This is a genomic window from Bartonella sp. MM73XJBT, from assembly GCF_028618465.1.
In the GTDB taxonomy this organism is placed as follows: Bacteria; Pseudomonadota; Alphaproteobacteria; order Rhizobiales; family Rhizobiaceae; genus Bartonella.
This window is the reverse complement of the sequence record NZ_JAQISY010000109.1, coordinates 1-1,198: the sequence shown is the minus strand read 5'-3', so window position 1 is coordinate 1,198 and position 1,198 is coordinate 1. Positions and strand designations below refer to the sequence as shown.

The following is a 1,198-nucleotide window of genomic DNA, read 5'->3' as shown; positions in this document are numbered from 1 at the left end:
CAAGAATATGAAAGCCAAATGTTAGGATAAGAGACGATTATGGATGTTTCCCTTGTTGTGCGTTTTGTCAATCATCTCCAAGAAGGGATCGCTTCTGCCAAGCGTGATCTTGCAGCTTTCAGTAGCGATGTTGCGCATTTCCAGAACAAGACAAGGCAGCACTTTAAAAATTGGTTTGACCCTAAGCACTTGAAGGAAGCCACAGCAAATGCGGAAAATGCTTTCAACCAAGCGCGGGGACGCATGGTGGGTGCCATTGCCCAAACAGCAACCTTAATTGCACCCCTCTATAAAGCCATGCAATTTGACCAATCAATGAAGGGCTTGGAAAAGGTTCTGGATGCCCCCCTTAATCGCTTAAAGGAATTGCGCCGTTTTGCTTTGGAAACCTCCACCAAAATTCCTCTCGCCGCCCGTGAAGTTTTAGAACTGATGACCAGTGCTAGCCAAGCAGGGATTGGTGAACAAGACTTAGAAGCTTTTAGTGTTTATGCCGCCAAGGCAGCTGTTGCTTTTGATATGAGCGGGGATCAAATTGGGGAACGCTTTGCCAAATTGCGCAATGTCTTTAAACTTAATCAGGCAGGCATCGAAGATCTAGGCGATGCCATCAACCATCTTTCCAACCACATGGCGGCAAAGGCGAGTGAAGTGTCTGATTTTACCAATCGGGCTACCGGTGCGGCAACCATGTTTAAACTGACAGCCCGCGAAACAGCGGCTTTTGGTACGGCGATGATTTCTGCTGGGATTGTTCCAGAGAGTGCCGCACGTGGTTTTAACTCTATGAGTGCGCGCATACAGGCAGGAGGTAAGCATATTGAAGATGCTTTTACCAATATTGGGCTTTCCCGCGAAAAATTCATCGAAGATTTGGACAAAGATGCCACCGGTACCTTGGTGCGTTTTTTTGATGTGTTGGGCAAATCCGAACAGGGTATGCGTTCTCTGATTGCCATTGCTGGGCGAGAGTTTACCGGTGATTTTGCCAAACTGGTTGGCAATCCCGAATTGCTAGGGCATGCTTTAGATTATGTGAAAGACCCAAAAGTCTTTAAAGGCTCTGTCGAACAAGAGGCAGACAAACAAGCAACCGGTGCCATGCGGCAATTTGAACTGTTGCAAAACCGTATCGTTGCTTTGGGGATTACCATTGGTGAAGTGCTTCTGCCCCCCCTCAACAGTTTGATGGAAAGTG

The 1,198-nt window shown here is 47.3% G+C and carries 1 protein-coding gene; it reads left to right on the top strand.

Translation table 11 applies throughout. The annotated features are described in order from the left end of the window. Window positions 1–39: 39 nt before the first annotated feature. Window positions 40–1,198: phage tail tape measure protein (locus PVV69_RS09875; protein ID WP_273757358.1), on the top strand; the 1,159-nt coding region annotated here is incomplete at its 3' end.